This is a genomic window from Cupriavidus sp. IDO (assembly GCF_000812465.1).
Lineage (GTDB): Bacteria > Pseudomonadota > Gammaproteobacteria > Burkholderiales > Burkholderiaceae > Cupriavidus.
Genome location: NZ_JWMA01000174.1, coordinates 1 through 22,458 on the forward strand (window position 1 = coordinate 1; position 22,458 = coordinate 22,458).

Consider the following 22,458-nt stretch of genomic DNA (forward strand, 5'->3'; position numbering starts at 1 on the left):
CGAGGCCCCCCAGGCCGTGTCGTCGCGAGGGGCGCCGGGCGTTTCACCGGCGCCGCCGTTGTAGAGCGCACCGCTTGTGCTCAGCGAGGTCAGGCCAATGCCGAGACGGTGTGCTCGAACAACAGCGGTACGACGTTGTTAATCGTATCGATCTGCGTCACGCCTTCGGCGCCGGCGAGCTTCTTCAGTAGCGGCACGCTGTCGCGCAGCAAAGCGAAGCGCTGCTTCAGCGCCGCAAGCTGGATCGCATCGACTTCCTCGCGGGGCAGGTGTTGCCACGCATGGACGCTATGGTTGGCAAGCGCCGCCGGGTCGTTCAGCAGCAGCTCGGCTTTTTTCTCTAGAGACACTTCCGCAGGGGACATGGACAAAACTCGCTAGCTGGAGTGGGAATCCGACAATGGAAGGGGGGCGGGGACCGTGTTCGGTGGAAGCACGCCCACGGTATGTCGGCAGGTCAGTATAGGAGCGCGCAAGTCGATTCCGTCTCCGGATTCCGGAGCCGGATTGCTTGCATCAACTGCTTGAATTCAAAGGAAAAACGGGTGATCCGTGGCGGGCAGACTCTGTCTTCCCGGCAGTCGGGTGGCGGACGCGGATCGCCGCACAGGCTACGTCCATAAAGGGAGGGGATACGCCAGGCCATTGCAGGCAAGCTGACCAGCTTGCCTGGGACAGATCAGGCACTTGCGTACCTCGTTGTTCCCACTTCTTTGAGCGTTGGCCATGACATCCCGCAGGAATCCCATCCCCGCCGAGACACTGCAGATCGCGGTGCCGGCCAGGCCGCGCAAGCGCCCGCGGCAGGAGCGCTCGGTCATGCTTGTGGAGGCGCTCAAGAAGGCGGGATGGGAGATCCTGGAGAAGGAAGGACGCGATGCCCTGTCGCTGGAGCGGCTGTCCGTGCGCGCCGGCGTGGCCGTCAGTTCCATCTACGAGTACTTCCCGACCATGGAGTCGCTGGTCGTTGCCATCTTCGATGACTTTCGTGCCGAGGCGCGCGGGCGGCTGGTGGTAGAGCTTCAGGCGCTGCCGCCATCGACGAAGCTGTTCGATGGGATCAGGCTGCTGCTCAGCATTGGCATTCCGATGCTGCACAAGTGGGTGCAGCTTGACCGTGAGCTGTTCGTCAAGTCATCCCACTACGACGAACTGGTGCGGCTCGATCTGGTGAAGCCGGAGCAGTACTGGACGTCCATGGCGACGGACGCGCTGATGGAGCGGTTTCCCGACGAAGTGCGGGTCCGGGATCTCGCGAAGACGCGGTTCATGGCATTTCACACCATTCTGGCCTTGCCGCGGGCGATGGCCCTCATGCACCCGGAATACCTGGCCGAGCCGGATACGCAGAGGCTACTGGCGTGCATGCTGCATGTCCTGCTGACGACCGTTGAATGAAGTGGTGTCACTGGGGCGCAGGTCGAACTGGGCTCATGAGGTCACACGCGTACGGAGACCCCGAAAGGGCCGGAAGCGCTCGTAGGCCAGCAGATCCTCGTGCGTGAGCGAGGAGAGCGGCTTGCCCAGTTGCAGGACTGCCCAGGAAGACGACCTGCGCGCCGATGCCGCAGGCGATATCGTTCGCGCGGAGCCAGAACGCCCTCGGGTTTATCCGAGGGATGCAAGAATCGTCCGCCTGGCGTATCAGTTTCGCAATTCGATGCGGTAGCGCGGTCCGTAACGGAGACAAATGCTGAGCCTTCTTGTCTAGCATGGAGGCATGAATCCACTATCGGTGTCGACCTGCGGCGCCCGTCCTTCCGTGCAAATTTTCGACCCCCAGACTGTCTCCGTTCCCTCGGGCCATTTCATTGGCGGGCGGCTCGTGCCTGATGCCGGCCGCATCCCTGTGCGGCGCCCCTCCGATAACCAGGTGCATGCCGAGCTGCCGCTGGCTGACGCCGCCGCCGTGGATGCGGCGGTGCAGGACGCGTGGAAGGCCTGGCGTACCAGCGACTGGGCGCGCCGTGCCCCGCGCGAGCGGGCGCGCGTGCTGCGCCGCTGGGCCGACCTGATCGAAGCCGATGTGCAGGGTCTCGCGCCGCTCGAAGCGATATGCTCCACGCGGCCGGTGCACGCTGCCTCGGCCTGGGATGTGCCTTTCACCGCCGAAGGCCTGCGATTCTTTGCCGAATATGCCGACAAGGTCGGTGGGGACGTGGCGGCCACGCAGCACGATCACCTGGGCATGGTGGTGGCCGAGCCCTATGGCGTGGTGGGTGCGATCACGCCGTGGAATTTCCCGCTGGTGATGGTGTCGTGGAAGGTGGGCGCGGCGCTTGCCGCCGGCAACGCGGTGGTGCTCAAGCCTTCCGAGCTGACGCCGTTCTCCGCTGTGCGCCTGGCCCAGCTGGCGATCGAGGCGGGCGTGCCGCGGGGCCTGTTCAACGTGGTGCAGGGCGACGGGCGGACCACGGGCGACGCGCTCACGCGCCACCCGCTGATCTCGAAAATGACCTTTACGGGATCGACGCAAACGGGCGCCGCGATCATGGCCAGTTGCGCGTTGCATGGCCCCAAACCAGTCACGCTGGAGCTGGGCGGCAAGAGCCCGCAACTGGTATTCGATGACGCGCCGGACCTAGATCGGCTGGCAGGGATCATTGCCGGCGCCATCACCGGCAATGCAGGCCAGGTATGCGTCGCGGGCTCGCGCCTGATTGTGCAGCGCGGCATCGCCGAGGCGCTGGTCGAGCGCATCGCGGCGCGCTTTGCCGCGCTGCGGCCCGGTGCGACCTGGGATGACGCGGCGACGCTGCCGCCCATCATCTCGGCAGCGCAGGCGGCGCGCATCCTCGACATCGTCGAGCGCGCGTGCGGTCCGGGCGCGCAGGTGCGCAGCGGCGGCGGGCTATTCGACGGCGGGCCGGGCGGCGCATACTTCCAGCCCACGCTGATCGAAGGCGTGCGCGCGGACAATCCTGCCGTGCAGGAGGAAATCTTCGGTCCGGTGCTCACGGTGCAAACCTTCGACGACGAAGAAGAGGGCCTGGCGCTCGCCTCGCACGAGCGTTACGGCCTGGCCGCCGGCGTACACACTGCCGATATCGGAAGAGCGCTGCGCGCCATGCGCGGCATCGCCGCCGGCACGGTGTGGATCAACCGCTACGGGCGCAGTTCGGATTTTGTGATTCCCACCGGCGGCTACCACCAGTCAGGCATCGGCAAGGATCTGGGGCGCCAGGCCGTAGAGGCGAATTTGCGCTTCAAAAGCGTGCTGATCGATTTTGCTGCGGCGCGTTAGCGGTGCGTCATCACTCGCTGCGCACCCCTGCGGTGCCGACCGCATGACATGCTGCGGGACCCCGGACAAACCGCAGTTTCGCCGCGTGCCACGGCCTCATTTCCATATAAACGCTGTGCGGCCGCGTGCTTTAATCCCTTCGAAATAATTCTGTCGCCTGCGCCGGACAATGCGCGGCTCCACCCCGGTCGCCGACCGGAAAACCCTGAGGATCAGAGACATGACCTTCCGTCCCAAGTACGTGACCTTCGACTGCTATGGCACGCTTACGCGTTTCCGCATGGGCGAAATGACGCGCGAACTGTTCGCCGACCGCATCCCTGCCGAGCAGATGGAGCAGTTCATCGCCGACTTCAGCGCCTACCGTTTTGACGAGGTACTGGGCGACTGGCAGCCCTACGAAGTGGTGCTGAAGAACGCCGTGCGCCGCCTGTGCAAGAAGTGGAAGATCCAGTACTTCGACACCGATGGCCAGCAATACTATGACGCCGTGCCGACGTGGGGCCCGCATGAGGATGTGCCCGCCGGCCTGGCCAGGGTGGCCAAGGAGATTCCGCTGGTGATCCTGTCGAACGCCTCGGACGCCCAGATCCAGAAGAATGTGGCCATGCTCGGCGCGCCGTTCCACCGCGTCTACACCGCGCAGCAGGCCCAGGCCTACAAGCCGCGCCTGAAGGCCTTCGAGTACATGCTCGACTCGCTGGGCTGCAACCCGGAGGATGTGCTGCATGTATCGTCGAGCCTGCGCTACGACCTGATGTCGGCTGACGACATCGGCATCGTTAACAAGGTTTTCGTGAACCGTGGTCACGGCCCGGGCAACGCGGCGTACCGCTACACCGAGATCCAGGATATCGGTGGCCTGCCCGGCGTCGTCGGTCTTTGAACTGACCTTCCACAATTCCGTCCCCACCATGAAGCTTGATTCCTACTGGAACGATTCGGTGCCAACACTGGCACTGGACGCGCACGAACTGCCGCCGCAGGTCGATGTGGCCATCGTCGGCGGCGGCTTCACCGGGCTTTCGGCGGCGCTGGCGCTGGCCCGACGTGGCGCGAGCGTGGTGGTGCTGGAGGCCGGGGCCACCGTGGCGCCCGAGGCCTCGGGGCGCAATGGCGGCCATGTGAACAACGGGCTGGCGGTGGACTACGCGGAGTTGGCTGCCAGGGTGGGCGTGGAACGCGCACGCGGCTGGTACCACGCCTATGACGACGCGGTCGATACCGTGGAGCGGATCGTGCGCGATGAGGGCATTGCTTGCGACTTCCAGCGCAACGGTAAGCTCAAGCTCGCCACCCGGGCTCACCAGATGGAAGCGCTGCGGCGCAGCGCCGAGCGCCTGGTCGCCGACGGCGTGGATACCGACGTGGATATTCTCGACGCGGCGCGCGTGCGTGCCGAGGTGCAGAGCGAGCGTTTTCACGGGGGTCTGCTGTACAAGCGCAGCGGCCAGATGCACATGGGCCGCTTCGCGCAGGGCCTGGCCGTCGCCGCACAGCGGCACGGCGCACAGATCCACACTGGCACGTGCGTGAGCCGCATCGAACGCGTGCAGGGCCAGATGCACCGCCTGCACACCGCGCGTGGCACCGTGCTGGCCCGGCAGGTGTTGCTCGCCACCGGGGCTTCGCGCCACGGTGGCTACGGCAGCTTCGGCTGGCTGCGCCGGCGCATCGTGCCGATCGGCAGCTTCATCGTGACCACGGAACCGCTGGGCGCCGAGCGGGCCAGGGCACTGCTGGCCAAACGCCGCACCTATGTCACGGTGGCGAACATTCACCATTACTTCCGCCTCACGCCGGACCACCGGCTGGTGTTCGGCGGCAGGGCGCGCTTTGCCGTCTCCAGCCCGCAGCAGGATGCTGCCAGCGGGGAGATCCTGCGCGCCGGCCTGGCCCAGATCTTCCCGCAGCTCGGCCACGTCCGGCTCGACTATTGCTGGGGCGGATTGGTCGACATGACGCAGGACCGCCTGCCGCATGCCGGCGAGCGCGATGGCCTGTTCTACTCCATGGGCTACAGCGGCCACGGCACGCAGATGTCGGTGCACATGGGCGAGCGCATGGCTGCGGTGATGGCCGGCGACGCGGCTGCCAATCCGTGGCGCGAGCGCGACTGGCCCGCCATTCCCGGGCATTTCGGCCCGCCGTGGTTTCTGCCGGCGGTGGGCTTGTACTACCAGCTCAAGGACCGGCTTGCCTGAGCTTTGCGCACCTGCTGAGCTTTCGCCGCGATCTCGCTGTTTCCCTCTCAGAATAATCAGGAGCACAACCAACCATGAACGATAGCGGTAACGAGTTCGAGAACATTGTCGGCCCCGGCGAAAGCCTTCGTGTGATGGATTTGCTCAAGCGCGGCGCCACGCGGCGTGACGTGCTGGCGATGCTGCTGGCGGGCGGCATGCAGGCCACGCTGGCCGGCAGCCTGGCCGGCGTGGCCGCCAAGGCCCATGCAGAGACGCCAAAGCGTGGTGGCCGTATCCGCGTGGCCGTCGCCACGGGAGCCGCCTCCGATACGCTCGATCCGGCCAAACAGTCGAACCAGAACGACTACGTGCGCTGCAACATGGTCTACAACGGGCTGACCTCGCTCGATAGAAGCCTGACGCCGCGGGCTGCCCTGGCCGAATCGTTCAACACCACCGATGCCAAGACCTGGGTCTTCACGCTGCGCAAGGCCGTGGCCTTCCACGACGGCAAGGCGTTGTCCCCGGCCGACGTGGTGTACTCGATCATGCGCCACAAGGACCCCGCCACCGCTTCCAAGGCCAAGGTGCTGGCCGAGCAGATCGAGAGCGTGAAAGCCACCGGTCCGAACGAGGTCACGGTGGTGCTCACCAGCCCCAATGCCGACCTGCCGGTGATCCTGGGCACCTTCCACTTCCACATCGTCAAGGACGGCACCACCGACTTCAGTGCCGGCATCGGTACCGGACCCTACAAGATCAAGGAGTTCAGGCCCGGCGTGCGCACGCTCGTGGTGCGAAACGGCGCCTACTGGAAGCCCGGCAAGCCCTATCTCGACGAAATCGAATTCGTCGGCATTGCCGATGACAGTGCGCGCGTCAACGCGCTGCTGTCGGGCGGGATGGACCTGGTGGCCATGGTCAACCCCCGCGCCGTGGCCCGCGTCAAGGGTACGCCGGGCTATGCCATCCTCGTCACGCAATCGGGGCAGTACTCAGACCTGATCATGCGCAAGGACGTGGGTCCTGGCATGAGCCCGGACTTCTTGATGGGAATGAAGTACCTGCAAGACCGCGAGCAGATGAAGAAAGCTATCGCGCTCGACTATGCGATGGTCGGCAACGACCAGCCGATCGACCCCACCAACCGCTTCTTCTTCAAGGATTTGCCGCAGCGCGCCTTCGATCCGGAGAAGGCGAAGTTCCATTTCCGCAAGGCGGGCGTGACGGGCAAGGTGCCGATGGTGACCTCGCCCGCCGCCCTGTATTCGGTGGAGATCGCGACGGTGCTGCAGCAGACCGCGCAGCGTGTCGGCCTGGACATCGACATCAAGCGCATGCCTGCCGATGGCTACTGGTCGAACCACTGGCTCAACAGCCCCGTAGGCTTCGGCAACGTCAACCCGCGCCCCAGCGCCGACACTATCCTCACGCAGTTCTTCAAGTCCGATGCGCCGTGGAACGAATCGCGCTGGAAGAACCCCAAGTTCGACCAGCTGCTGGTGGCGGCGCGGGGCGAGACCGATACCGCCAAACGCAAGCAGTTGTATGCCGACATGCAGACGATGATCCATGCGGAAGCGGGCATCGGTATCCCGCTGTTCCTGGCCAGCATCGACGCACATTCGTCGAAGCTCAAGGGCCTGTCGCCGATCCCGCTGGGGGGGCTGATGGGCTATTCGTTTGCTGAGAACGTCTGGCTGGATGCCTGATCTGGAAGGTGGCGGGAGTGCGGTAGGCCTTGGCTCCACCGTGCTCTTGCAAATCCGGCGCAACGGCGCTAACGCCGTTCAGCTACGACCGTCGTTCCCGCGCAGGCGGGAACCCAGTGACTTTAAAAGAAGTCCTCACAAGCGGCCGGCGCAAGCCGGCCCGGGTTACTGACAAGCCCTGGATGCGGATGGTTTGCTCCCCTCTCCCGCTTGCGGGAGAGGGGAGCGTTCACCAGGGTTGGCGGCTTGCGGCCAGCCTTGCCGAATCAGGCTGCAGTGCCGGCAGCCCCAGCCGCGGACCCCACCTTCGCCAGGTCTTGTCGACCGTGCCGCGTGATACTGAAAGATTGTGCGGCTTTAATCTGCTTCCGGGCAATGAGTACCAAAACTACCGCTGTGATTGCCGACGATCATCCCGTGGTGCTCGCCGGACTGGCGCCGTACATGGCGCGTCAAGGCATTGACGTCATGGCCATCGCGGATAGCGTCAATGGGCTTCTGTCGGAACTCAGGAAGCATGCATTGCTACTGCCGGATATCGTCATCACCGGCTATGACTATGGTGGGGAGATCGACGGATTACGCCTGATAGAACGACTACACCGGATGTACCCCAAGGTGAAGATCGTGGTCTTCTCCGGGGCGCGTCCAAACGGCCTGGTTCGTCAATTGCTGGCGAAAGGTGCCGACGCGTTTGTCGCAAAATCAATGGATCTGCAGTTCGTGGCGGATGCATGTCAAGCCGTTCTCTCAGGTTCCAAGTACATAGACCCCGCCACTGAGAGTTTGTTGATGGCTCCGACCCACCTTTGCGAAGACCGGTGCGACGATCGTCTTAGCCCACGCGAACGCGAGGTAATTCGCCTCCTGGCGCAAGGCTATCCGCTTCAGGAGATTGCACGGAAATTTCAGCGCAGCGTCAAAACGATCAGCGTCCAGAAGTGCTCGGCCATGAGTAAGCTTGGGCTGCGAAATGAAATTGAACTGGCCATTTACCTCGTCAAGGACAGGCACGCGGTGATCCAGTCCTGACTACAAGCGCTGCGGTAGCACCGTAGCGTGAAAAAAATGGGGCTGCCCAAGAGCAGCCCCGTACGGGCTCTACTGCAAAGCCATGGAAAGTGTCGATATATGCTGATGAACATACACGAGACAGCAGAGCTACCGCACATCCTAAGCCGATACTTGCCTGACGGATATAGGCGGTCGCCTAAAAGAAGCTTTAGATTAAATAGCAACATCACGGACAAACTACGTTTGCGAATTCTCAAAAAACAGATGCAGAATCTGAGTCGCCACAATTCGAATCGATACGAATTGGCTACTTACCATTCTTCGAGGAAATCATTTCATGAAATTCAAACTGTCGACCCTAGCAGCCGCCTTGCTGGTGGTCCCCAGCGCCTATGCACAATCGAACGTCACGTTGTACGGCGTTGCGGATGTGGGTATTGAATACCTGAACAAGGCCGTTGCTTCGACGGGTACCGTACCTGCCGGCACTCAGGGCAACAATTTGTGGGCCATGCAATCAGGCAACCAGTCCGGATCGCGCTGGGGATTGCGCGGCGTAGAAGACCTGGGTGGGGGCATGAAGGGCATCTTCCTGCTGGAAAGCGGCTTCAACCTGGATACCGGCGCCTCGGGGCAGGGTGGCCGTCTCTTTGGTCGCGGCGCCTACGTCGGTCTGCAGAACCAGTGGGGACAGCTGACTCTGGGCCGGCACACGACGCCGTTCTATGACTTTGGCGTTACCTACGACCCCATGGCGATCGCGAGCCGCTATTCCATCGGTGCACAAGACCCGTTCATGGGTGGGGCGCGTGCCGACAACTCCGCCAAGTATATGGGGACGTTCGGCGGCCTGAGCGTGACTGGCCTGTATAGCTTCAACAACAACAACCAGGAGGTCGCGGGCAATTTCACCAACGGGCGTGAGTACTCGTTCGCTGTGAACTATGCTGCGGGCGGATTCGCCGTTGGCGCCATTTACGACCAGTCGAACCGGTCGGCAGCCACGGCTCTTTCGACCAATAGTCTGATCAGACGGGCCGCAGTCGCCGGGACATACACTTTCGGTCCTGCCAAGCTCTACGGCGGCTACCGATATGCCCACGCGTTCAACGGTGCCACCCTCCCTGGCGTTGCGCTGACCAACACAGTGTCGAACCTGGGTTGGGTCGGCGTTGGCTATCAGGTATCGCCGGCGCTGTCGGTCAGTGGCTCCGCGTACTACCAGAACCTGCGTCAGTCGAACGCCGGCAATCCGTGGCAGTTCGTTGCGCTGGTTGACTATGCACTGTCGAAGCGCACGGATCTTTACACGACGGTTTCATACGCACTGAACCGCGGCAAGTCGAATCTGGGGGTGAACGGATTCAATGACCAGTTGGGTGCGAGCAGCGAAGCCGTGCAGCCGGGTGCAAACCAGTTTGGCGCTGTCGTTGGCATCCGCCACAAGTTCTGAGCCTAAGTCCGTTAGGGCAGACCCGGAGGCATCTCCGGGTTCTTGATACAACTCCGCTCGGCTTCAGGGTTGCCACGTTTGGAGCGCCGTCCGTCCCAGGACGGCTTCGCATTGGCGACCGGCCTCCGCATCATGTCAGCCACAGAGGCGGCGTCTGCCAGCGCTGCGATGCGATACTTCATCCGGATCGCGAGCCTGCTCTCGCTGTTCATGCCGAGGAAATGCAAAGTACGTACCGCCGTAGCCGACAGCGATCACTGTCGCGGGCTATGCCGATCCCTTCGTCAAGCCCATGCGTATGCTCGAAACGATCAAGGACGGGCACTGGAACCATCATCTGAAGGCAAATGAAGTGCTGAAGGCAGGGAACATCAAGTTGGACACGGAGGGCTGCAATGTCGCCTAAGCGACGATGGACGGCAATGCAGGAGCGCTACCCTTCGCTGGGTGTATTTGGGTACATCGACATGATGCTCGATTCGTCCATGCACCCCAGGACACAGCATCGCGTTCTGGACTGCGTTGAGGAACAGCGCATATGGGAGTGGCCGGGATCGCCGGGCATCGGTATCACCCGTTTCGGACGCTTCGAGCATTCCTGCTGTGTGACGTTCGCATGTAGCGGCCAGCACGCTATGTACTACGTGTGCCAGAACGGACGCTATCGCATGGAAGAAGCGCCGGCATTCGTATCAGAGTTCCATGCAGGCGATGAGTGACAGCATGCAACGTGCGACACGGTGCATGCTGTCGGCGAGGCGATAGGCCTCAATGATTGCCTGTTCGACCACAAGCGGCGGGGGACTGACCGCGGCGTTGTTGAGGTTCAGCAACGGCTGTTGCCTGGGATACGCGTCGCGAATGCGTTACCAGAATGCTTCATCGGTGGCATGACTACTGGGCATTGGGTATTCCCCTGCCTTTTCCGTCATAAGATGGCGGCTGTTTCGACGTGGCTCAGCAGAGCGCCTGGTTGATGATTGCGAACTGCTTGAGCGCGCTATCCGCCGGCGGCACGCCATTACGTGCCATCGCCACGACGGTATCCACCTGAACCAGTCCCACCTGCGCGAGCCAGTCCTGCAGGCCGCTCGTTCCCGTGACATCCACGCGCACGAAAGACCCGGTGTAGGCGCCAGACCAGCAGGCAATCAAGGCTTTCGCGCGTTCACTATCGGAGGCCACCACCGGCCCGATCGCATAGCCCCGCCCGAAGCGGCGCATGACCGAGAATCCGACCGCTTCGCCATTGCGCTCCAGCACCACGGTCTCGGCCGTGGAGAGCAATGCCTTCAGCACTTCGCACCGCGACATGCCGGTAGCGCGATTCCCCAGTTCGATGATCGTCTCGATATCGCCGGGCTCGAACGGACGCAGTGTTTCCCCGCCGGCAAGTGCAACCGGGTCGACGGCATTCATCGTTCCCTGATGCTGGTTGATGGTGCCGGTCGCGACGAAGCCGAGGCGTTCATACAGCGGCTGTCCGGCGGGGGTTGCATTAAGCAGCGTGCAGCGGTTGCCAAGCGCTTCCAGCACCAGGCGCATCAACTCACTGCCGATGCGCTTGCCTTGATGTGCCGGCGACACAATGATCATCCCAAGCGATGCTTGCTGTCCCTGCTTCCAGCAAAGCCCGGTGCCGATCACCACGCCAGCTTCCTCGGCGACGAAGCCGATTCCAAGGCGAAGGACAAATTGCCAGTCTTCGGCACGATGCGGCCAGCGCAAGGCTTGCGACAGCTCATGTGCGGCGGGCACGTCCTCTTCGCTCATCGCGCGGTAGGAAACTGGCGCATGGATAGCGTGGCTTGGCATGGTGTCTTCCTTTTGAGTAAGCCGAATCAGCAACACGTCTGGCAGGACTACGAACTGAAGCAATCTTGCCACAGTGTTCCCGCCTCTTTACGGCGCAAATACGATTCCACATGATCGTCTGACTGCCGCTTCATCACGCAGAGCTTATGCCGTTGGGCCAGTGCCAGACCGCACAATTTGCTACGCCCGCGCTCCTGCAACGGGCTTGCGGGATGCAGTCCACTTTCCCACGGCAGGGGATTGACCCGACGCCCATCAATAGCGACTTGTTCGGGATGCAGCAAATTATGCTGAACTGCGCGTTAAATGCCGCTGTTTCTATGCGTGGACACTGTCCAAACGGGATACTCCAGAAGCTCGATGGTGCTGTAATTCTGTCCGGGGCGTAGGCGACGTCATGGCGGAGCTGATTCATGTCGGGACACACCTACACCGATCGAACTTTTCCCCTCTTGAAGGTTTGCGCGGCTTATGGCTCACGCAGCGTAATCCTCATTGAATCGCGAGAACAAGTCATGTCGAGTTTGCAGCAGGGTGCCACCGTCCGCGCCACGCCGGCTACCTTTGTCAATTTGCGCACGTTTGCGCAAGACCATTCCCTCGGTATTCCCTTCACCGACGCTTCCGAGGAAAACGACTTCCTTTTCCGCCGTCGCATGCTGGACTTGCCGCCGGGACCGGTAACCGTGGGCGTTATCACACTGGACGGCGGGCGCGGGTCGGTAAAGGCACAGCCGGCAGATGAACTCATCATCGTCCGCGAGGGCAAGCTGACGCTGACCCAGCCGGATCGCACGGTCGTGCTGGGTCCGGGCAACAGCGCTGTGTTGTTACATGATGCAGAGTTCGTCTGGTCTGCTGAGTGCGCGGTGTCGATCATCTTCATGCGCTACAACTACAGCCGCCCTGGTGCGCGCGCGCTGCTGCCGATCGCAGAAGAGCCGGCACTGGAACCGTCCGGCGCGCCTTCGGCCGCGTTGCTGCTCACTCCGACTCCAGCTTGTCGCAACTACACAGACTATCGCTCTCAGGACGGGCAGTTCGTCTGCGGCACCTGGGATTCGACTCCCTACCATCGTCGGGCGATGCTCTATCCCCACTACGAACTGATGTATCTGTTGGAGGGCAGCGTGACGTTTGAAGATGAAACCGGCCGTAGCGGGACATTTTCGCGCGGCGATATCTTCCTGGTCGAACAGAATGCGCAGTGCAGCTGGGATAGCCGTGAGCAGGTGACCAAGGTTTATGGAATTTTCCGGCCGGCCTGATTCGTATTGCGAGCCGTTGACGTTCACTGGTGGTCTCCGCTTCGCTGTGAAGCCTTGCCCACAGGCAGTCATGCCTGTGGGCTTTTTATTTGATGGTGCCTTAGATGCGCTGCGCAATGAACTGCGCCGCAGGCGGCATCATTAGCGTCCGACCAGCTTCAACAGGCCCAGGCCCGGATACATGCGGTCGATCTCCACCAGATCCTGGTAGGTCTCTTCGAGGATCCAGTCGCGCAGCCTGGTTACGGTAGGGCGAGGCGACGGGGTCGCTTGCTGCACCAGATAGCATTGCCGGTTCGCGACATGGACCTGGTCGATGGCCGGCACCAGTGCCCCCTGTCTCACCCAGTGGGTAACTACGTTCAGCCAGCCCGGCGCAATGCCCTGGCCGAGCATCGCTGTCTGCACCACGATCGAATAGTCGGAAAAATTCAGGTGGTACAAGTCCCGGCTACGTTGACCGAGTGCGGGAAACAACGTCGGCCAGTCCCGATTGCTGTCGCTCAGGTTGATGAGGACGTCGCTGTCGCGGCCGGTATCGTCCCGATAGGCCGGGCTGCATACTGGCATGATGATTTCCGGCATCAGCAACACGCTGTTTTGCGCTGCCTCGCCGGGGGAGAAAAAGCGAAGCCCGAGGTCTACGTCATGCAGCGGCCCGCCCACCCTGCCAGAGATCAGCTGGAACCGCAGGTCAACGCCGGGAAAGTCCCGCCGCAGCTTTTCCATGCGCGGCATGATCCAGTGCGTGGTAAAGGCCGTCGAAACGGAGAGCGTGACGGTCTCCAGTCCGGTTGCGCGCGCTTCGATTTCACTGATCGACGCCTGGATGACGTTGAAGCCTTCGGTGATGGCGCGATGGAGCAGGCGGCCGTTCTCGGTCAGCTCGACGCCCCCACGTACCCGATTAAAGAGCCGCACGCCCATGCGGTCTTCCATGCGCGCCAGCATCCGGCTGACGGCCGGCTGGCTGACATAGAGTTCGGCGGCGGCCTTGGTCAGGCTGCCGCAGCGCCCGGCGGCTTCGAAGACGAACAGGGCATTGGCGCTGGGAATTTTTCGCCGGAAATTTGCCATAACCTCAGATTATGTTCGGCCCAACAATTGGGAAGTTGCCGCGCTGGCAGGGGCTCCCTACACTTTGTGCATCGTACAACGGATTATCGGAGCAAGGCCGTGTCTGTGCGTCACATCGGGTTATCCGCGGTTGAATTTGCCGGCGGCAAGGGAGACGATGGCTGCCTGGCCGCTCCTATTACATTGAGCGCCAGCGCGGCCTCGCCGGAACTGGCGCAACCATCACCCGGACCGGCCGCGTCGGACGCATCGCGGAACGTTTTGATCACCCGCAGGGGCATCCTGGTGGACCGTGCCCATGCGGGCGCGCCTTGCTCTTCCGACCCCTATTGGCACCATGGCCTTGCGCCGTTCCCGACCGCGGCATCCGAGCTGCCCGCCAAAGTCGATGTGGCGATCGTCGGCGCGGGATTCTGCGGCTTGTCCGCGGCCCTGGCGCTGGCCAGGCAGGGGGCGAATGTCGTGGTGCTGGAAGCGCAGGATTCGATTGCAGCAGAGGCGTCGGGCCGCAATGGCGGCCACGTCAACAACGGCCTGGCCGTCGACTACGCCACGCTTGCCGCGCGCGTTGGCGCCGACCAGGCGCGCGAGTGGTATCACGCTTACGACGCCGGCGTGGACGCCGTGGAGGCGCTGATTCGCGACGAAGGCATCGACTGCGATTTCGTTCGCCATGGCAAGCTCAAGCTCGCCTCGCGGCCCGAGCATTACGACATGCTCGCGCGTAGCTGCGAACAGCTCGTGCGCTCCGGCGTGGATCCGGACGTGGAGCTGCTGAGCGCAAGCCGCGTCAGGCAGGAGGTGGCCAGCGACCGCTACGCCGGCGGACTGCTGTACCGCAAGAGCGGCCAGATGCATATGGGGCGCTTTGCCCACGGGCTGGCGCAGGCAGCCGCGCGCCAGGGTGCGCAGATCCATTTGCGCACGGCCGTGGAGAAGATCGAGCGCATCGGGCAGACGCAGGGACACCGCCTGTACACGACCCGCGGCACGGTTCAGGCCAATCAGGTGCTGTTGGCCACTGGCACGACGCAGCACGGCGGCTACCGCAGCTTCGGCTGGATCCGCCGGCGCATCGTTCCCATCGGCAGCTTTGTCATCGCCACGGAGCCGCTGGGCCGTGCCCGTGCGCAAAAGCTGCTGTCGGAGCGGCGCACGTATGTCACGACCGCGAACCTGCACAACTATTTCCGCCTCACGCCTGACGACCGTCTGCTGTTTGGCGGCCGGGCGCGCTTTACCGCCTCGGCGCCGCAGTCCGATACCCGCAGCGGCGAGATCCTGCGCGCCACCATGCTGGAGTCCTTTCCGCAGCTTGCCGACGTGGCGATCACGCATTGCTGGGGCGGGTTGGTCGACATGACGCAAGACCGCCTGCCGCACGCCGGCGAGCGCGACGGCCTTTACTACGCGATGGGATTCAGCGGGCATGGCACGCAGATGGCCGTGCTGATGGGGCAGCGCATGGCCCGCGTGATGGCGGGCGATATCCTGGCCAACCCCTGGCGCACGCGCGACTGGCCGGCCATCCCGGGCCATCTGGGACCGCCGTGGTTCCTTCCCGCCGTCGGCCTGTACTTCAAGCTCAAGGACCTGGTGTCGTGAGCCCACTGAACCGGAAGTGGCGCAATCAAGCTTTGTTTCGATGTCTGGCACCGCGGTCGCCTCCATACGCGACCAGTCGGCAGTTTTCTTTCTCTTCTTTACTAGCAGAGGTAATTCATGGCACTCAAAGACTTCAAGGTACTTACGTTCGACGTGGTTGGCACGCTGATTGACTTCGAGGGCGGGATGCTCGACTACTTCCGTCGCGCCGTGCCCGGCAGCGCCATCAGCGATGAGGATTTCCTGGCCGCCTATCGCCGTACCCGCGCCGCTGACAAGACGATGTGGTATCCCGATGACCTGGAACGTTGCTGGCACCTGATGGCGCAGAGCCTTGGCCTCCCCGACTCCGATGAACTCGCCCGTGGCCTGCGGGACTCCGTGGTCAACTGGAAGGCGTTCCCGGATTCGGTCGAGGCGCTGAAGCGTTTGCGCAAGCATTTCAAGCTGGTGGCGATGACCAACGCCCAGCGCTGGGCACTGACTCACTTCGAGAAGACGCTGGACTTCCCGTTTGACGACACGGTCACCTGTGACGATGCCCTGACGGAAAAGCCCGATCCGCAGTACTTCGCCTATGCGCGTGGCCGCTATGACGGCAAATGGGGTTACAAGCAGGCAGACAATCTTCATGTGGCGCAGAGCCAATACCACGACATCGGCATTGCGAAGAAGCTTGGGCTGAAGACCTGCTGGATCGAGCGCCGTCATGCACAGCCGGGATTTGGCGGCACCATGGAAGTGCCCGAGCTGACGAAACCGGACTACCACTTCCACTCGCTGGCGCAACTGGCGGATGCGGTCGAGGACAACAATTAACGCAGTCCTACCCGGGGGCGGTGTCGCTGTGTCGCACCGCCCTTGCTCGTCCGCTGTCTCGTATCCATCTCACTCCCTGATCTCCATGCCCATTACCATCATTGCGCATTCCGCGTCCTGCAGTGACCTCACCGACGACGGTCCTGTCGGCAGACCGTTAAGCCAACCGCCGTGCCGCACCAGCAGCTTCAAGCTTGACCTCGAGGGGGCCGGCCAGAACCGTGCCGGCCTGTGGGAATGCACAGTCGGCTCCTACGAACGGCAAGTTCCGGAAGCCGAAGTCATGCACATCCTTTCCGGTGAATGCCTGTTTACGCCGACGGGTGGGACGCCTATCCGGATCAAGACCGGCGATACGCTGTTCTTCCCGGCGAACACGACCGGCATCTGGGAGATCCTGGAGCTCCTGCGAAAGGTCTATGTGATTCTGCAGTGAGCGGCACGCGAGCGGGGACGAACATTGCACGCTCGCGCATCTGAACAAGCCACGAGGCGACGCATACGCTCCCCTCTCCCGCAAGCGGGAGAGGGGAGCAAACCGGCTGCACGCAGGCTTTGTCAGGCTGTGTTGCGATAACCCGGATCAGCTCGTTTCCTGCAGCACCTGCACGCCGGCAAAGCGCCCGATGGCATAGGCCTCCAGCGGGATCGAGGTACGGCCCGTGGCGATCAGCTCCGCCATGGTTTCGCCCACGCCGGGGCTGATGGCAAAGCCTTCACCATTGAAGCCGAAGGCGTAATGCAGGCCAGGCACCGTGGCGCTCGGGCCCATCACCGGCTGCCAGTCGGGGGTATAGCCTTCGATGCCGCTCCACACGCGAATCAGCTGCACATGCTCGAAAGCCGGCACGAAGCGGCGCAGCTCGCGCAGCTGGCGCAGCACGTTGTCGGGCTTGACGTAGGCGCGGATGCGGTCGGTGTACGCCGGCCCCTTGAGGCCGCCGCCGAACACGATGTTGCCGCGTGAGATCTGGCGGAAGTACAGGCTCTCATGCTCGATCGGCGTCGAAACGCCGATGGAAGGGCCGATGGCATAGGGCAGCGGCTCGGTCACACCCATCTGTGGCCCGCGTGCATCCATCGGCACGCCCTCGCCGAACTGCTCGGCCATGCGGTTGGACCAGGCGCCGCAGGCCACCAGCATCTGCGGTGCGCGAAAGCGCCGGCCATCGGCGGTGTAGGCAACGAAGCCATTGGCGTCGCGCTCGACCTGCATCACCTCGGCATGCTCGACGATCTGCGCGCCGGCGCGACGCGCGGCGCGCGCGAAGGCGGGACCGGCCAGGCGCGGGTTGGCATGGCCGTCCTGCGGCGAGTACGATCCCGCGACCACGCCGGGCGCGAAGATGCCCCAGCGCTGGCGCAACTGCTCCGCCGTGAAAAGCTCCAGGTCCAGTCCGAGCGGCTTCACGTCGCGCGCATGTTGCTCGAGCACGGCGGCCTGCTGTTCGGTATAGCACACGCGCAGGTGGCCGTATGGGACGAACTCGAGGTCCTCGCCCAGCAGTTCCTTCACGCGGCCCCAGACGGCACGCGCGCGATTGGCCAGCGGCATCTGGTGCAGGGCACGTCCCTGGCGGCGCACATTGCCGAAGTTGGTGCCGCTGGCCTGGCGCCCGACCAGCTCGCGCTCCAGCAGCACGACCGAGAGGCCCTGCTGGCGCAGGAAGAAGGCGGTGGTGGTGCCCATCAGGCCGCCACCGAGCACCAGCACATCGGCGTCGTGCGTCCTGGTTGCCGTGCTCGCTGTCGTGCTAGTTTTGGTGCCACTCATGGCTGCACCTCACGTGTATTCATCATCAGTGGCTTGACCGGTGCCTGCGAGCGCAGGCGACCGACTTGTTCGATCGGGATGCCGCAGGCCTGCGCCACGATCTCGGCCGCGGCATGGCCGCAGAAGCGGCCCTGGCAGCGGCCCATGCCGACGCGGCTGAAGGCCTTGGCCCGGTTGACTTCCTGGCTGTCCAGTTCGGTCACGCAGCGGCGCAACTCGCCCACCGTCACGGCCTCGCAGCGGCAGACCACCGCGGCATCGGGCAGGGCGGCGGCCTGCGCGTGCGGCCACGGGAAGGCGCGTGCCAGCCCCTGGCGGAAGCGGTCCATCTGGTCGAGGGTGCGGCGCAGGGCAGCCGACTCCGCGGCGTATTGCGTGCGGCCGCGTTCATGCCCCAGGTCGGCCAGCGCCGCCAGCGCCGCGAGCCGGCCCGCGGCTTCGGCCCCGTCGGCACCGAGGATGCGCGTGCCGTCGCCGGCCAGGTAGACGCCGCGGGCGCTGCTGCGGCCGTCCTGATCGATGCGCGGCAGCCACTGGCGGCTCACGGGTTCGAAGGCGAACTCGCAGCGCGCGAGGTCGGCCAGTTGCGTCTCGGCGCGCAGGTGCCAGCCCAGGCCGACGGCGTCGCATTCGATGCGCTGCTCGCGCCCCCGTGCATCACGCACGGTCACGCCCCGCACGCCAAGGCGGTCGTCGCCGTCGATCGCCAGCGGCGTCACGCCCTGCAGCACCGGTACGCCGGCATGCTTGAGGCCGCGGATCAGTCCGAGCCCGCGCAGCGCCAGCCGGGGGCGCGCCAGCAGGCCGGTGATGGCACCCCAGGATTTATTCGCGGGGGACGTGTCGAGTACTGCCGCCACGCGCGCGCCGGCCTGCACGTACTGCGAGGCCACCAGGTAGAGCAGCGGGCCGCTGCCGAGGAAAACGACCTGCGCGCCGATGGCGCAGGCCTGTGCCTTGAGCGCGATCTGCGAGGCGCCCAGGCTGTAGCAGCCGGCGCGGTGCCAGCCGGGCACCGGCATGAGCCGGTCGGTGGCGCCGGAGCACACCAGCAGTGCGTCGAAGGGCAGCGTCTGCGGTTCGTCCCCGCACACGACGTGCAACTCACCCTCGGTCAGGTTCCACGCCAGCGTGTTGGGGCGGTAGTCGATTCGCGCGCGCAGCGCGTCGAAGTCGCGGTGCAGCGCCTGGGCCTTGTCCGCCTCGCTGCCGTAGAGCTTGGCGTAGGAGCGTTTGAAGCCTTCGGGCTGGCGGCGATAGATCTGGCCGCCGTCGCGCCGGCCTTCGTCGATCACGGTAGGGCGCAGTCCGGCCTGCACCAGTGCCTGGGCCGCGCGTACGCCGGCGGGGCCGGTGCCGACCACGACGATGCGGGGCGATGTTGACGGCGTGCTCATGCGGCGGCTCCCGGCGCGTGGCGCGCGAGCGATTCCTGCAGGTCCGGCGTCACGGGCCAGTGGTGCGCGGGCGGACGGGTCAGTACCTCCATGCCGGCCTCGGCCGGCGTGGAACAGGCGCGCAGGCGCTCGCCCGCGGGCGTCCATACCCAGCAGTCCTGGCAGGCGCCCATCAGGCAGAACCCCGCGCGCGGGCCGTCGCCGAATTCGCTGTCGCGCACGCGCCGGCCATTCAGCAGCAGTGCGACCAGAAGGGTGTCACCCGCCAGGGCGGTGGCACTGTGGCCATCGATGCGCAGGGTGATGGCGGGACGGTCGGATTCTGCCAGCCGCAGGAATCGCGCGGGCAGTGGGGGAGCGTTGTCGGGCATGGCGGCGGCTCGGCGTTGGTTTGGAAACAATGGTCTGACTGCTGCTATCTCAGCTCGCAAGCGCGGCACGCACCTCGGGGAAGGCGAGCACGTCGTCGAGCGTCTGCTTCACGCGCGCGAACATCAGCTCGAATTCGTCTTCGGTGTACGTCAGCGCTGGGGCAAAGCCGAGGATATTGTCGCCAAAGGCGCGGAAAACGATGCCGTTGCCGTAGGCGGTCGCGGCAATGCGATCGGACAGCCCCAGCGATGCGTCGAAGCCGCGCTTGCTGGCCTTGTCGCTCACCAGTTCCAGCGCGCCCAGCAGTCCGCGATGGCGCGAGTCGCCCACCAGCGGATGACTGCGCAGCGCATCCAGTCCGGCTGCGAAGGTTGCCGCGCCACGCTGCGCATTGGCCAGGATGCCCCCTTCCTCATACAGCCGCAGGACTTCCAGCGCCACTGCCGCACTGACCGGGTGGGCCGAATACGTGGCGCCGTGGCCGATGGGCGCTGCGCCGGGTGCGCCGTCGGCGATGCCGGCATAGACCTGGTCGGAGATCAGCGTCGCGCCCATCGGCACGTAGCCGGCGGTGAGGCCCTTGGCCAGCGTCATGATGTCCGGGGCGACGTCTTCGGCCTCGCAGGCAAACATGGGGCCGGTGCGGCCGAAGCCGGTGATGACCTCGTCGACCACGAAGAGGATGTCCAGCTCGCGTGCGGCGTCGCGCATGGCCCTGAGCCAGCCCTTGGGCGGCACGATCACGCCGCCCGAGCCCTGGATCGGTTCGCAGAAGAACGCGGCCACATTGTCCGCGCCCAGTTCGGCGATTTTCGCGCGCAGTGCTGCCACCGAGGCGTCGATGATGCCTTGCGCATCGGTGGGATCGGCGGCGCGGTAGGGATTGGGCGAGGGGATGTAGTGCTGCGTCGGCAGCGGCAGGTCAAAGCCGCGGTGGAACGCAGGCAGGGCGGTGAGGCCGGCGCCCGTCGACGAGGAGCCGTGGTAGCCGCGCTCCAGCGAGATGAAGTGCTTCTTCGACGGGCGCCCGGTGGCGTTGAAGTACTGCGTGATGAAACGAACGGCCGTATCGACCGCCTCGGAGCCGCCCAGAGTGAGATATACGTGGTTCAGCGAGCGGGGCGTGATCTGCACCAGCTTGTCGGCCAGGCGGATCGCCGGCTCGCTGCTGAAATGGAAGTAGCCGGTAGCGTAGGGCAGGCGGCGCATTTGCTCGGCGGCGGCCTGCACCACGCTTTCCTGGCCGTAGCCCACGTTGACGCACCACAGCCCTGCGAAGGCGTCGAGCACTTCGTGGCCGTTGGCGTCGGTCAGCCACGCGCCGCGGCCCGACGACAGCACCGTGGGGCCGCGCCGCTCGTGCACGCGCCAGGGCGACACAGGGTGGATAAGGTGTGCGCGATCGGCGGCTTCAAGCGCGGCGAGCTGGGGCAGGTCGGTGAGTTGGGTCATGGCAGGGTCCGTTCGCGTCCATTCGTGTGCGCAGCACAACAGGCTGGCCTATGCCTCAAGATTACGGCAGGCGGCACATGGCGTGATGCTGCATTGAGGGGGCTGAACGAAGCACGCTGCTGTTATGCGGGCCGTGGCAGCAGATTGTTTGGCAGTGCGCTTTGCGCAGCCTGGCGCGTCTTCAGCCCATGGCCTGGGTCACGAGTGCGAACAGTGCCGCCGCCCCCGACGGCGTGGCCGGCGGCGCACCGCGCACCATGGTCGTGGGCGCGTCCACACGCGGCAGGCCAATGCTCTCCAGCCATTCGCCCAGCCCGCTGGCGCAGTCGATGTCGATGCGCGTGAAGTTGCCCGCATTCAGGCCGGTCAGATATGCGACCAGCGCCTTGGCGCCATTGGCGCCATTGGCGCCATTGGCACCGGGTGCTACCACCGGGCCGATGGCATGGCCGCGCCCGAAGCGGCGCAGCATGGCGAAGCCGCGCGCTTCGCCCTCTAAGTCCAGCACCACGCAGGCCTCGGCGCTGGCCAGCAGGTCGTTGACCAATGCCTCGCGGGGCATGCCGCGCGCCTGCGCGTCGAGCCGGTGCAGCGCGCCGGCCTCGTTGTGGCCCGCGGGGCGCAGGCGCCAGCCGTCGGGCAGGGCGATCAACGGGGCAGGCTGGGCCGTGCCCTGGTGCTGGCAGACCTCGCCGGTGCGCGCGAAGCCCAGGCGCTCGTACAGGCCGCGGCCATCAGCCGTGGCGTGCAGCAGCACGGTGCATTCGTCCAGGCCATCGAGCAGCGCACGCATCAGCCGGTAGCCGATGCGCCGGCCCTGGCACGCCGGCGTGACGATCACCATGCCGATGGTGGCGTGGTGCTTGCCCCAGCGCCAGCGCAGGGCAGTGGCGACGACCTGGCCATCGAGTTCGGCTACGATGCCCTCGGCGTGCGCGAACATCTGTTCCCAGTCGGTCAGGCGATGGGGCCAGCGCTGTTCCTGCGACAGGGCGTGGGCTCGCGTCAGGTCGTCGGCAGTCATCGGGCGCAGCACCACGCCGTCGTCGGCAATGGTGTCCTGGGCATGTGGTAGCGGGGCAAACATGGGCGTTGTCCTCGGGAAGAAAGGTTGGCACCGGCATTTATCTTGAACGACATCGGGCGGTCGAGCCAGAACGAGTTGGGGTTTATCCGTAACTTGCAAGATTCGTCTGCCGGAGGTGCCGGTTTTGCAATTCAATGCGGTAGCGCAGGCAGTAACAGGGAAAAATGCTGAGCCTTCTTGACT

The 22,458-nt window shown here is 64.6% G+C and carries 20 protein-coding genes; 11 read left to right on the forward strand and 9 right to left on the reverse strand.

Features of this window, described 5'->3' with window-relative positions:
- Window positions 1-89: 89 nt before the first annotated feature.
- Complete coding sequence (locus RM96_RS31365; protein ID WP_039015641.1) at window positions 90-365, reverse strand: hypothetical protein; 276 nt, start codon at window positions 363-365, stop codon at window positions 90-92.
- Between the two features lie 361 nt (window positions 366-726).
- Between RM96_RS31365 and RM96_RS31370 the strand changes: the two genes are divergently transcribed.
- From RM96_RS31370 to RM96_RS31400, 7 genes are all read left to right on the forward strand, one after another.
- Complete coding sequence (locus tag RM96_RS31370; protein ID WP_039015642.1) at window positions 727-1,398, forward strand: TetR/AcrR family transcriptional regulator; 672 nt, start codon at window positions 727-729, stop codon at window positions 1,396-1,398.
- A 322-nt stretch (window positions 1,399-1,720) separates the two neighbouring features.
- Window positions 1,721-3,244: an aldehyde dehydrogenase family protein gene (locus RM96_RS31375; protein WP_052279861.1), complete on the forward strand. Its 1,524-nt coding sequence runs from the start codon at window positions 1,721-1,723 to the stop codon at window positions 3,242-3,244.
- Between the two features lie 220 nt (window positions 3,245-3,464).
- Window positions 3,465-4,130, forward strand: coding sequence for a haloacid dehalogenase type II (locus RM96_RS31380; protein ID WP_039015643.1), 666 nt, complete (start codon window positions 3,465-3,467; stop codon window positions 4,128-4,130).
- Window positions 4,131-4,158: 28 nt separating this feature from the next.
- Window positions 4,159-5,448: an NAD(P)/FAD-dependent oxidoreductase gene (locus RM96_RS31385; protein WP_039015721.1), complete on the forward strand. Its 1,290-nt coding sequence runs from the start codon at window positions 4,159-4,161 to the stop codon at window positions 5,446-5,448.
- Window positions 5,449-5,522: 74 nt separating this feature from the next.
- Entirely contained in the window at window positions 5,523-7,142 is a 1,620-nt protein-coding gene (locus RM96_RS31390; RefSeq protein ID WP_039015644.1) for an ABC transporter substrate-binding protein, read from the forward strand.
- A gap of 375 nt (window positions 7,143-7,517) precedes the next feature.
- Complete coding sequence (locus RM96_RS31395) at window positions 7,518-8,174, forward strand: response regulator transcription factor (protein WP_039015645.1); 657 nt, start codon at window positions 7,518-7,520, stop codon at window positions 8,172-8,174.
- A gap of 319 nt (window positions 8,175-8,493) precedes the next feature.
- Entirely contained in the window at window positions 8,494-9,609 is a 1,116-nt protein-coding gene (locus tag RM96_RS31400; RefSeq protein ID WP_039015646.1) for a porin, read from the forward strand.
- 692 nt (window positions 9,610-10,301) lie between these two features.
- On the opposite strand, the gene RM96_RS39730 is transcribed toward RM96_RS31400, so the two are convergent.
- Entirely contained in the window at window positions 10,302-10,442 is a 141-nt protein-coding gene (locus RM96_RS39730) for a hypothetical protein (RefSeq protein ID WP_202966765.1), read from the reverse strand.
- 124 nt (window positions 10,443-10,566) lie between these two features.
- Window positions 10,567-11,424: a GNAT family N-acetyltransferase gene (locus RM96_RS31410; protein ID WP_039015648.1), complete on the reverse strand. Its 858-nt coding sequence runs from the start codon at window positions 11,422-11,424 to the stop codon at window positions 10,567-10,569.
- A 413-nt stretch (window positions 11,425-11,837) separates the two neighbouring features.
- On the opposite strand from RM96_RS31410, the gene RM96_RS31420 reads away from it, so the two are divergent.
- Window positions 11,838-12,692, forward strand: coding sequence for a cupin domain-containing protein (locus tag RM96_RS31420; RefSeq protein ID WP_238587480.1), 855 nt, complete (start codon window positions 11,838-11,840; stop codon window positions 12,690-12,692).
- Window positions 12,693-12,833: 141 nt separating this feature from the next.
- Here RM96_RS31420 and RM96_RS31425 read toward each other — a convergent pair whose 3' ends face one another.
- Window positions 12,834-13,769: a LysR family transcriptional regulator gene (locus RM96_RS31425; protein ID WP_039015651.1), complete on the reverse strand. Its 936-nt coding sequence runs from the start codon at window positions 13,767-13,769 to the stop codon at window positions 12,834-12,836.
- Window positions 13,770-14,141: 372 nt separating this feature from the next.
- On the opposite strand from RM96_RS31425, the gene RM96_RS31430 reads away from it, so the two are divergent.
- The 3 genes from RM96_RS31430 (at window position 14,142) to RM96_RS31440 (ending at window position 16,629) form a co-directional block, all read left to right on the forward strand.
- Window positions 14,142-15,374: an NAD(P)/FAD-dependent oxidoreductase gene (locus tag RM96_RS31430; protein WP_052279865.1), complete on the forward strand. Its 1,233-nt coding sequence runs from the start codon at window positions 14,142-14,144 to the stop codon at window positions 15,372-15,374.
- 117 nt (window positions 15,375-15,491) lie between these two features.
- Window positions 15,492-16,193 (forward strand): HAD-IA family hydrolase, encoded by a 702-nt coding sequence (locus RM96_RS31435; RefSeq protein ID WP_039015652.1) that lies wholly within the window; start codon window positions 15,492-15,494, stop codon window positions 16,191-16,193.
- An 85-nt stretch (window positions 16,194-16,278) separates the two neighbouring features.
- The gene (locus RM96_RS31440) at window positions 16,279-16,629 is read left to right on the forward strand and encodes a cupin domain-containing protein (RefSeq protein WP_039015653.1); all 351 of its coding nucleotides are present in this window, start codon (window positions 16,279-16,281) and stop codon (window positions 16,627-16,629) included.
- A 147-nt stretch (window positions 16,630-16,776) separates the two neighbouring features.
- Here the strand turns inward: RM96_RS31440 and RM96_RS31445 are convergent, their stop codons facing one another.
- From RM96_RS31445 to RM96_RS31465, 5 genes are all read right to left on the reverse strand, one after another.
- On the reverse strand, window positions 16,777-17,967 hold the full coding sequence (locus tag RM96_RS31445) for an NAD(P)/FAD-dependent oxidoreductase (RefSeq protein WP_039015654.1): 1,191 nt from the start codon (window positions 17,965-17,967) through the stop codon (window positions 16,777-16,779).
- Complete coding sequence (locus RM96_RS31450) at window positions 17,964-19,364, reverse strand: FAD/NAD(P)-dependent oxidoreductase (protein ID WP_039015655.1); 1,401 nt, start codon at window positions 19,362-19,364, stop codon at window positions 17,964-17,966. Before RM96_RS31450 ends, RM96_RS31445 begins: the two co-directional genes overlap by 4 nt.
- The gene (locus RM96_RS31455) at window positions 19,361-19,735 is read right to left on the reverse strand and encodes a (2Fe-2S)-binding protein (protein ID WP_039015656.1); all 375 of its coding nucleotides are present in this window, start codon (window positions 19,733-19,735) and stop codon (window positions 19,361-19,363) included. Before RM96_RS31455 ends, RM96_RS31450 begins: the two co-directional genes overlap by 4 nt.
- 49 nt (window positions 19,736-19,784) lie before the next feature.
- Window positions 19,785-21,188: an aspartate aminotransferase family protein gene (locus tag RM96_RS31460; RefSeq protein ID WP_039015657.1), complete on the reverse strand. Its 1,404-nt coding sequence runs from the start codon at window positions 21,186-21,188 to the stop codon at window positions 19,785-19,787.
- A gap of 181 nt (window positions 21,189-21,369) precedes the next feature.
- Window positions 21,370-22,275 (reverse strand): GNAT family N-acetyltransferase, encoded by a 906-nt coding sequence (locus RM96_RS31465; protein ID WP_039015658.1) that lies wholly within the window; start codon window positions 22,273-22,275, stop codon window positions 21,370-21,372.
- Window positions 22,276-22,458 lie beyond the last annotated feature (183 nt).

Coding starts and splice junctions, on each gene's coding strand:
- RM96_RS31435 (WP_039015652.1), top strand. CDS start 15,492: ATGGCACTCAAAGACTTCAAGGTACTTACGTTCGACGTGGTTGGCACG.
- RM96_RS31455 (WP_039015656.1), bottom strand. CDS start 19,735: ATGCCCGACAACGCTCCCCCACTGCCCGCGCGATTCCTGCGGCTGGCA.
- RM96_RS31460 (WP_039015657.1), bottom strand. CDS start 21,188: ATGACCCAACTCACCGACCTGCCCCAGCTCGCCGCGCTTGAAGCCGCC.
- RM96_RS31375 (WP_052279861.1), top strand. CDS start 1,721: ATGAATCCACTATCGGTGTCGACCTGCGGCGCCCGTCCTTCCGTGCAA.
- RM96_RS31450 (WP_039015655.1), bottom strand. CDS start 19,364: ATGAGCACGCCGTCAACATCGCCCCGCATCGTCGTGGTCGGCACCGGC.
- RM96_RS31445 (WP_039015654.1), bottom strand. CDS start 17,967: ATGAGTGGCACCAAAACTAGCACGACAGCGAGCACGGCAACCAGGACG.
- RM96_RS31440 (WP_039015653.1), top strand. CDS start 16,279: ATGCCCATTACCATCATTGCGCATTCCGCGTCCTGCAGTGACCTCACC.
- RM96_RS31395 (WP_039015645.1), top strand. CDS start 7,518: ATGAGTACCAAAACTACCGCTGTGATTGCCGACGATCATCCCGTGGTG.
- RM96_RS31365 (WP_039015641.1), bottom strand. CDS start 365: ATGTCCCCTGCGGAAGTGTCTCTAGAGAAAAAAGCCGAGCTGCTGCTG.
- RM96_RS31410 (WP_039015648.1), bottom strand. CDS start 11,424: ATGCCAAGCCACGCTATCCATGCGCCAGTTTCCTACCGCGCGATGAGC.
- RM96_RS31465 (WP_039015658.1), bottom strand. CDS start 22,275: ATGTTTGCCCCGCTACCACATGCCCAGGACACCATTGCCGACGACGGC.
- RM96_RS31380 (WP_039015643.1), top strand. CDS start 3,465: ATGACCTTCCGTCCCAAGTACGTGACCTTCGACTGCTATGGCACGCTT.
- RM96_RS31425 (WP_039015651.1), bottom strand. CDS start 13,769: ATGGCAAATTTCCGGCGAAAAATTCCCAGCGCCAATGCCCTGTTCGTC.
- RM96_RS31385 (WP_039015721.1), top strand. CDS start 4,159: ATGAAGCTTGATTCCTACTGGAACGATTCGGTGCCAACACTGGCACTG.
- RM96_RS31400 (WP_039015646.1), top strand. CDS start 8,494: ATGAAATTCAAACTGTCGACCCTAGCAGCCGCCTTGCTGGTGGTCCCC.
- RM96_RS31370 (WP_039015642.1), top strand. CDS start 727: ATGACATCCCGCAGGAATCCCATCCCCGCCGAGACACTGCAGATCGCG.
- RM96_RS31420 (WP_238587480.1), top strand. CDS start 11,838: ATGTCGGGACACACCTACACCGATCGAACTTTTCCCCTCTTGAAGGTT.
- RM96_RS31390 (WP_039015644.1), top strand. CDS start 5,523: ATGAACGATAGCGGTAACGAGTTCGAGAACATTGTCGGCCCCGGCGAA.